We start from the raw sequence: 7,819 nt of genomic DNA, 5'->3' as shown, positions 1-7,819 counted from the left end.
GCCGGGGTTTCCCGCCACGCCGACCAGACGGGGCACATTGAGCTTGGGCGGTTTGATAACTTTTTTGGCCTGCAGGTAGGTCTCGACCACCTCCCAGGCTGGCGGTCCGGCATTTTTGCTGGCCTCAGCCACCGGCGCCCAGCCGGCAACCTTGTAAGTCTTGTCGGCTTCGATCAATTGCCCTTTCAGGCGCATGTTCTGGATGCGGGAGCCCATTTTGGCGCCCGGCTCGCAGGTGTAGCTCAGGCCGCCCACCCGCACCATGTCGCCGCCCTGCTGGTAATACGGATCGGGGTTGAACAGGTTGTCGCCGACATCCTCAAGAATGGTCTTGATCATGTCGCCGCGGATGTCCGTCAGGGTGGTCCAGGGGTAGGTGATGGCGGTCTGGTCCATCACATGTTCACGCGTGATGGCCTGCCCCGGCAGCAGCGAAGTGCCCCAGCGAAAGCCCGGCGAAAACGCGATGTCGGCGCCGCGCACTTCCATCAGCGCGTCGAGGATGAGCTGATCAAAGCTGCCGTTGAAATTGCCGCGGCGAAACAGCGTGCCCTCAGTCACTGCGAGTTTTTCGCCGAGCTTGGCCTCGTAAGGCGCGCGAATGCCGGCAATCAGCTTGCTCATGGCCGGGTCGGCCGCAAGCAGCTTTGAAAAAACGGGAAGCAGGCGGTAGTTGAAGGCGACAACCTTGCCGCCCTTGACGTCAAGGTCCAGCACGCCCAGAAACTTGCCGTTGCTGCCAGCATTGGTAACGATGGTCTGGCCGCCGGGATTTTTGACGATCACCGGAACCGGTACGCCGTCGTGCGTGTGGCCGCCCAGAATGACGTCGATGCCTGTGACGCGCGAGGCCATTTTCAGGTCCACATCCATGCCGTTGTGGCTGAGCAGCACCACCGCCTGCGCGCCCTTGGCTCGGGCCTCGTTGACGGTTTCCTGCATCTCGCTTTCACGGATGCCGAACGTCCAGTTGGGCGTGAGCCAGGCCGGATTGGCAATGGGCGTGTACGGAAAGGCCTGGCCAATGATGGCAACGGCCACACCGTTCATCTCCTTGATGACATAGGGCTTGAACACCGGGTCGCCGAAATCACTGGTCTTGACGTTTTGCGCCAGAAAGTCGATCTTGCCGGCAAAGTCTTTCTCGACAATCGTCTTGATGCGCTCTTCACCATAGGTGAAGTCCCAGTGGCCCGTCATCACATCGACGCCCAGCAGCTTGGCGGCATCAACCATGTCCTGTCCCTGGGTCCACAGCGCCGTAGCGCTACCCTGCCAGGTATCACCGCCGTCGAGCAACAAGGCGCCGGGGCGTCCCGCCTTGAGCTGCCTGACCAGCGTAGCCAGGTGGGCGAAGCCGCCGACCTTGCCGTACTGTTTTGCGGCACGCTCGAAGTTCAGGTAAGTAAAGGCGTAGGCCTCAGGGGTGTTGGCTTTGAGGTGTGCCGCTTTCAGGAGATGCTCGCCGACCAGGTGAGGAAGTTGGCCCTGCATCGCGCCCACGCCAAGGTTGACGGAGGGTTCACGAAAGTACACCGGCATCAACTGTGCATGGCAATCGGTCATGTGCAGCAGATGCACGTTGCCCGAACGCGGCACGTTGTAGACGGCGCCTGCCTGCGCGGCGCCGGCATCACGATGAAGCGGAAAACCAGCCGCCAGCGCGGCGCCCATGACACTTGCAAACTCGCGGCGGGACAGATTCATGGCGTTGGCGATCCTGCCTGCGTATCAGGCATATGTTCGAATTACTATAAATTTGATAGCTGCCTGCGCCCGCTGGATAAGGGCTACAGGCAGAAACGACACTAAATCAGCGTCAAAATCACTTGTTCACGGGCGACTGCGGGTCCAGCAGCAGAGCCATGACGTCGCGCAGCTGGGTTTCGTTCAGAATACCGGCGTGCCCAAACCTCGGCATACCAGAACAGGCGTTGTAAGCCTTGGCGTTCCAGAGCTTGCCCCAGGTGTAGTCCACGATGGGTTTGCTCTCTGCGGCGGCGGGGTTGGAGACGCCACGCAACTTGCCGTAGTTGTACAGGCTGGGGCCGATGGAGCCGAAAGAAAGCTCTTCCTTGCTGATCTGATGGCAGTTGTAGCAGCTGCCGCCGTTGGCCGCTCCGGGCTTGTCGGTCCACGTCATGCCGCGTCCGTTCTGCGCAATCTTCTCGCCCTCTTTCCAGTCGCCGATGAACTTTCCGTCAGCGGGCATCTTCACGGTTTTCATGTTGGCGTCCTCAATGGACTTGGCCAGCTTGTCATCGAGCGCAGCACCTTGCGCTTCAGAGCAGGCCTTGTTGGAGGCGTCCTGCTCCAGCCAGGAAGTTTTGGCGATACCCTGATCGCGGAACGAGGACTTGAACACCTTTTGCGTGGCTTCGGCCACATCCTGCGGTGAGGGGCCGGTGGCGCAGCTGGCCAGCAGAACCGTCAGGGACAAAAGGCCGGCGTTCTTGTAGATTTTTTTCATCATGCTTCCTGTGTTTGTTCAACGCTTGAGGGCCGGCGCCGTGGACGTCCCGCCTTTGCCGTTTACGCCCATGAATACGCCCAGGGCAATCGTGGCGTCCGAGGCATAACCCGGAAACGGAAAGCGCTGCTGGCGGTAGCAGTCATTGAGGCGGCGCTGCATGCCCCAGAGTGTCCCGCTGGATACACGGTAGGCCGGCCAGGCGCCGAATCCGTCACCCGCGCCCGGGTTTTTGGTCAGGTTGGGCAAGTCCTGCAGGCGCACGCGCTTGTTGTCTTCGCCGTGGCAAGACGCGCAGGAAAAGTCATACGGCCCGCCGCGCTGGTAAAACACCTGCTTGCCGACGGCGTACATGAGTTTTTCCTGGGAATGCGTCTGCGGCAGATTGAACTTCATGTCACGCGACTCGCCGGAGATATAGGCCACCAGCGACTCGATGGTTTTCTGTTCGTCGCGGCCAAACGGGGTTTTTGCAATGGTGCCTGCGTTGAAGCCCTGCAGTGTCTCCATGCAGGTCAGCAGCCGCGACTCCAGATCCTGCACCCGAGCGGTGTCGGCGAAATAACGCGGCAGCTCGACAAAAGCGCCCTTGACGACGCCCGGCCCCTTGCCCAGATCGCACTGCGCAAGGCTGGCATTTTTGGGGCCACGTGCCTGCTTCCACAGCCCTTCGCCCTTGGCTTCGTACAACTCGGCCGGGTTGCCGTCGGCCAGCATGGCACGGTACTCGGCAATACCCTCGGCCGTGGTTTTTTGCGCTGCCGCCAGCATGGGCAAAAGGCCCAGGGCGGCCAGACTCAATAATTTCCATTTCATCGCGTACTCCTCGTATTTTTTGGCCAGTCTGCGGCCCGGACTCAGGAAATGACAGCTTCGTCGGTACGTTTGTCGCCCTTGTTGTCGGTCCAGCTGACGATGACTTTTTCACCGGCCTTGGCGCCCTTGAAGCTGAACTGCATATAGGGATTTTTTGACACAGCCGGGCCCCACTGGGCACTCATGACGGTCTTGCCGTTATGGGTAGCAGTGATGGTTTCGATGAACCAGGCCGGTACGGTCTTGCCGGCGGCGTCCTTGCGCTGGCCGCTTTCCATTTCGTGGCTGACCAGCACACGGACGGTGGTTTTGTCGCCTTGTGCCTGAGCACGGATTCTCATTGGATCTGACATGATTTTTTCCTTTCGATTCTTTTCCGGGTCCGGCTCAACCGCCGCAGCCGCCGAGGGTGACTTTCACTTCCTTCACCGCATAGAAAAACTTGTCGCCGGCCTTGGCCAGTGCATAGACGTTGGACGACTGGCCCATCTTGAGGTTGGTGGAGACGTTGGCGTCAGTGCCAGCGGGAATGTCAAACAGCGCGGCCAGCGCATTTGGGTTTTTCTCGACGACCAGGGCCAGCTGCGTGGTACCGGCAATGTTGCTTTGCGCGCCAACACGCACCACGCTGCCATTTTCTGCAATTTCGGGGGCCTGCAGGATGAGGTCTTTGCTTTCAACCGGCGCGCCCGTAGCGCCCATGGCTTTGGCTGCTTCCGCCAGCGACTTGCTGTCGAATGCCGCTTTGTTCCACGCCGCTGCGGTCTGCGCATGCGCGGGCGACAAGCCGGCCGAGACGGCAAGGGCCAGCGCTGTCGCGCCCGATCCTGTGGCTAAAAAATGACGACGTTCCATGGTCTGAACTCCTTTGGCTATAACTTCAACTTGTTGACTGAACTCGATTGGACACAAAAACCTGCGCAAGGAACAGAGTGTTTGTCCCAAGCCTGGCACCTCGCACACCCGTTGCTCAGGGTGAAAAATCTCGTGCAAGCCATTGGGCCAGCTGCGCACTCTCCGCGTCGCTCAGGGCTTGCGCCGGCATCGGGACATTGCCCCAAACGCCCTGTCCGCCGCCCTTGATTTTGCCCGACAGGTAATTCACTGCGTCGGCACGGCCTTTGTACTTGGCTGCTATCTCCTTGAATGACGGCCCGACGATCCTGCTGTCCATGCCGTGGCAGGCCAAGCAGGCGTTTTTCTGCAACAAGGGCATCAAGCCCGCGGCCGCAGCGGCACTGGCCGAGCCCGCGCTTGCTCCTTTTTCAGGAGCGGTTGACGCAGTTTTGGCGAGGGCTACAGCCTTGTTTGGCATCACACTTTCGGATGCCGGGCGGCTGGTATCGGCGCCACGGCTCCCCCCCACCAGCCGCGACTGCTCGGCCAGCTGCCCATGCGCATTGCGGGCGTAGTCAGGCAAAAAGCTTTTTACGGTCACGTCTTTCCTGCAGTCGCGTACGCAGGTGGAGCCCTGCACATCCGGCTGACTTTGTCCACCGAGTTCCTTGCCCGGCCACATCGCGTGCGCCGTTGTCATGCCCTTGCGGTTGGGCAGGCGCGCCTGAACTTCGCGGATGTTGGCATCGGACAGCGTGAACTCTGCTGGAACGATGTTGCCCAGGTTGAGGATATAGGCCGTGACCGCATACACCTCGTCGGCCGTCAGCGACTTGGGTGCGTTCCACGGCATGGCGCGGTTGATGTAATCCCACAGCGTGGACAACGTGGACACTTTCATCAGCGTAGTGCGTTGGGGCTGGTTGGCGCCAGGAAGCAGGCTGGCCACGCGTCCGGTACGGATGTCCTCGGCCGAGGTGCCGCCAGCAATCGGGGTAAAGATTTCGGAGGACTCGCCAAAGCTGCCGTGGCAGGACGCACACTGCGCCTCCCACACCGTTTCACCCTGGCGCACCGAACCCTGGCCTTTAGGCAGGCCCTTGAAGTCGGGACGGACATCGATGTCCCACGCCCGGACTTCAGCGGGGGTCGCGCTGCGGCCGACATGCGGAAACTTCTCTGCAGGGCCCGCAGCAAACGCCGCAGTCATCAGCGGTGCAGCGCAGCACACGAATGCTGATTTAAGCCAACTGGACATTGCCAACCTCGCCATTTTCTGCCAGCGCCCAGGACTGGATGGCGTTGTTGTGATAGATGCTGCGGGACGCGCGCACCTTGCGAAGCTCGCCGTAGGTCGGCTGGATCTGGCCGGCTTCATCCACCGCGCGGCTCTGGAAAAAAGCCGGTTTCCCATCCCAGACAAAATCAGTGTTGAACCGCGTCAGGCATTTGGACAGTACAGGGCCTTCCAGCCGGGCCGGCTTCCAGTTTTTCCCGCCGTCCACCGAGACATCTACCCGCCGGATCTTGCCGCGGCCGCTCCAGGCCAAGCCGGTGACGGTGTGAAAGCCTTTCTCCAGCAGCACCTGCCCACCGCTGGGCGAGGTGATCACGCTTTTGACTTCCTGGATGCTGGTGTACTGCCGGTGTGTGCCGTCGGGCAACAGGTCCACATAGTGAATGGTTTCATCTTTGGTCGCATAAGGCATGTCGCCGACTTCGATGCGCCTGAGGTACTTGACCCAGCTCACACCCTGCACGCCGGGAACCACCAGGCGAAGCGGGTAGCCGTTCTCGGGCCGCAGCATTTCGCCGTTCTGTCCGTAAGCCAGCAGCACCTGACCATCCATCACCATGCTCATCGGGATGGTGCGCGTCATGCCGGAGCCGTCGGCGCCTTCTGCAAGCACAAATCTGGCGCGCTTGAAGTCAGCGCCGCACATTTCCAGCACGGTGCGCAATGGCACACCGGTGAACTCGCTGCAGCTGAGCATGCCGTGTGTGTACTGCACCGTCGGCACCGCCACGTTGCCCCATTCCATGCCGGTGTTGGCCCCACATTCGATGAAATGCATGCGACTGACCGATGGCAGCCGCATCAACTCGTCCATGCCGAATACCATGGCCCGCTTGAGCATGGTGTCATCCGAACCATTGACCATCAAACGGTGTTTCGAGGGGTCAATGTCCCACCAGCCCTGGTGGTGCCGCTCGAAATGCAGGCCGCTGGGCGTGATGATGCCGAACAGGCCCTGCAGCGGGGCAAAACTCACGCTCGATTGCGGCACACGGGTCAGGCCCGGGCTTTGCCGGCGCTGCAGATTTTTTTCCCAGTCGCTGGGCTGGCCGTAGGCCCGCGCCGCAACCGCTTGCCCCAGACCCTTGCTGTGCGGCGGCAGATTCATGATGGCGGGATCGTCCCCTGCTTGCGCCAGGGCGCGCTCCGCCACCATGGCACCCGTTGCCGCAGCCACCGCACTTGCCAGGAAGCCGCGGCGACCGGATCGTACCGCCTGGATCTGCTCCCGGTCGAGGAAGTTCTCCGGCGCCCGGCGGATAAAGCGGCTCAGCATGCGCGGCTCGGCGAGAGGCTTTGACCAGCGGGAACCGGTTCCGGCTCATCCAGCTCGATGGCGATCTGGGTGCAGACGCTGCGGCACAGGGCCACGGCTTTTTCGCTGTGAACGCGGTAGATGACCTGCGTGCCTTCCTTGCGCTTGGCCAGGACGCCGGTGCGGAACAACACCGCCAGATGCTGCGACAGATTGGGTTGTGTGGTGTCGATTTCAGCCAGCAGCTCGTTGACCGACTTCTCTCGCTCGCACAACGCGCTGAGCACGCGCAAACGCATGGGGGTGGCCAGCACGCCAAACAGTTCGGCGGCCAGCTCAAAAACCCGTCCTTGCTCTGACTTCGCCCCAGCCTCGATCATCTGCTTCATGAGAAACACTCTTTAATATAAGTAACGACTGATATTAAAGCGCCCTTCAGTTGGGCAGTTACCGGGCATACCCTTAGCCGTGTACCGCCGAGGTGCCTTTTGGCAAAAATGGCGCCTGTCAGCAACAGCGACGGTCGCAGGGCAGACTTAGTGCCCAAAAGTCACCGGAAAATATTCTCGGTTTGCACCGCACCGTGCTATAAAACCTTGGTCGCCCCGTGGTTGTTACTCATTCAAACCTTTTTATGTTTTTACATCAGTTTCTGTTGTTGACCCTCAGCGGATACGCGTCGGCCCTCATGCTGGCAGGAGCGGCTCACGCCGAGGTGGACGCGCTGGTCCGCAAGTCCCTGGCGCTCGTCGAACAGGGCAAGCCTCAACAGGCATTTGACCAGCTTGCCGCCGTCGAGGCCGAGCGTGCGGGTGATCCCGACTTCGACACTGTTCTGGGCATTGCCGCCAATGAAACCAGCCAATTCACGCGCGCGGTCTTCGCACTGGAGCGCGTACTGACGGTGCAACCGGGCAATTCGCGCGCCCGCGCCGAATTAGGCCGCGCCTTGTTTGCCCTGAAGGACAATCTGGCCGCCCGTCAGGTGCTGCAAGAGGCCAGGCGCGAAAGCATTCCGCCAGAAGTTGCTCGCAAGATAGACGAGTTCCTGCTGGCCATAGACCGCAACGAAGAAGCCGCCCGGTCGTCGCTCAAGGCTTATGTGGAAACCAGTTATGGCACAGACAACAACATCAACAGCGGC

9 protein-coding genes are annotated in these 7,819 nt (G+C 60.9%); 1 reads left to right on the top strand and 8 read right to left on the bottom strand.

Translation table 11 applies throughout. From position 1 onward, the window contains the following. The 8 genes from soxB to ACESMT_RS20225 all read right to left on the bottom strand — a co-directional run. Positions 1–1,707: thiosulfohydrolase SoxB (gene soxB, locus ACESMT_RS20260; protein WP_372828400.1), on the bottom strand; the 1,707-nt coding region annotated here is incomplete at its 3' end. A gap of 118 nt (positions 1,708–1,825) precedes the next feature. Then, positions 1,826–2,473, bottom strand: coding sequence for a sulfur oxidation c-type cytochrome SoxX (soxX, locus tag ACESMT_RS20255; RefSeq protein WP_372828399.1), 648 nt, complete (start codon positions 2,471–2,473; stop codon positions 1,826–1,828). Between the two features lie 15 nt (positions 2,474–2,488). Next, complete coding sequence (gene soxA, locus ACESMT_RS20250; RefSeq protein WP_372828398.1) at positions 2,489–3,286, bottom strand: sulfur oxidation c-type cytochrome SoxA; 798 nt, start codon at positions 3,284–3,286, stop codon at positions 2,489–2,491. A gap of 41 nt (positions 3,287–3,327) precedes the next feature. After that, a complete protein-coding gene (gene soxZ / locus ACESMT_RS20245; RefSeq protein ID WP_372828397.1) occupies positions 3,328–3,639 on the bottom strand; it encodes a thiosulfate oxidation carrier complex protein SoxZ in 312 nt (103 codons plus the stop codon). A gap of 34 nt (positions 3,640–3,673) precedes the next feature. After that, positions 3,674–4,141 carry a thiosulfate oxidation carrier protein SoxY gene (gene soxY, locus ACESMT_RS20240; protein WP_372828396.1) on the bottom strand — a complete coding sequence of 156 codons (468 nt, stop codon included), beginning with the start codon at positions 4,139–4,141 and terminating at the stop codon, positions 3,674–3,676. Positions 4,142–4,256: 115 nt separating this feature from the next. After that, positions 4,257–5,333, bottom strand: coding sequence for a c-type cytochrome (locus tag ACESMT_RS20235; RefSeq protein ID WP_372828395.1), 1,077 nt, complete (start codon positions 5,331–5,333; stop codon positions 4,257–4,259). 31 nt (positions 5,334–5,364) lie between these two features. After that, complete coding sequence (gene soxC / locus ACESMT_RS20230; RefSeq protein ID WP_372828394.1) at positions 5,365–6,696, bottom strand: sulfite dehydrogenase; 1,332 nt, start codon at positions 6,694–6,696, stop codon at positions 5,365–5,367. Then, the gene (locus ACESMT_RS20225) at positions 6,690–7,064 is read right to left on the bottom strand and encodes an ArsR/SmtB family transcription factor (RefSeq protein WP_372828393.1); all 375 of its coding nucleotides are present in this window, start codon (positions 7,062–7,064) and stop codon (positions 6,690–6,692) included. The genes soxC and ACESMT_RS20225 overlap by 7 nt, the downstream gene beginning before the upstream one ends. 245 nt (positions 7,065–7,309) lie before the next feature. On the opposite strand from ACESMT_RS20225, the gene ACESMT_RS20220 reads away from it, so the two are divergent. Further along, positions 7,310–7,819, top strand: a 510-nt coding sequence (locus tag ACESMT_RS20220) for a tetratricopeptide repeat protein (protein WP_372828392.1), incomplete at its 3' end; no start/stop codon positions are given.

Source organism: Polaromonas sp. (assembly GCF_041689105.1).
Classification (GTDB): Bacteria; Pseudomonadota; Gammaproteobacteria; order Burkholderiales; family Burkholderiaceae_C; genus Polaromonas.
This window is presented reverse-complemented; position numbering and strand designations above follow the sequence as displayed.

Bases quoted from the DNA above. Each gene is read 5' to 3' on its own strand.
- ACESMT_RS20225 (WP_372828393.1), bottom strand. From the start codon at position 7,064: ATGAAGCAGATGATCGAGGCTGGGGCGAAGTCAGAGCAAGGACGGGTT.
- ACESMT_RS20235 (WP_372828395.1), bottom strand. From the start codon at position 5,333: ATGACTGCGGCGTTTGCTGCGGGCCCTGCAGAGAAGTTTCCGCATGTC.
- soxZ (WP_372828397.1), bottom strand. From the start codon at position 3,639: ATGTCAGATCCAATGAGAATCCGTGCTCAGGCACAAGGCGACAAAACC.
- soxA (WP_372828398.1), bottom strand. From the start codon at position 3,286: ATGAAATGGAAATTATTGAGTCTGGCCGCCCTGGGCCTTTTGCCCATG.
- soxC (WP_372828394.1), bottom strand. From the start codon at position 6,696: ATGCTGAGCCGCTTTATCCGCCGGGCGCCGGAGAACTTCCTCGACCGG.
- soxY (WP_372828396.1), bottom strand. From the start codon at position 4,141: ATGGAACGTCGTCATTTTTTAGCCACAGGATCGGGCGCGACAGCGCTG.
- soxX (WP_372828399.1), bottom strand. From the start codon at position 2,473: ATGATGAAAAAAATCTACAAGAACGCCGGCCTTTTGTCCCTGACGGTT.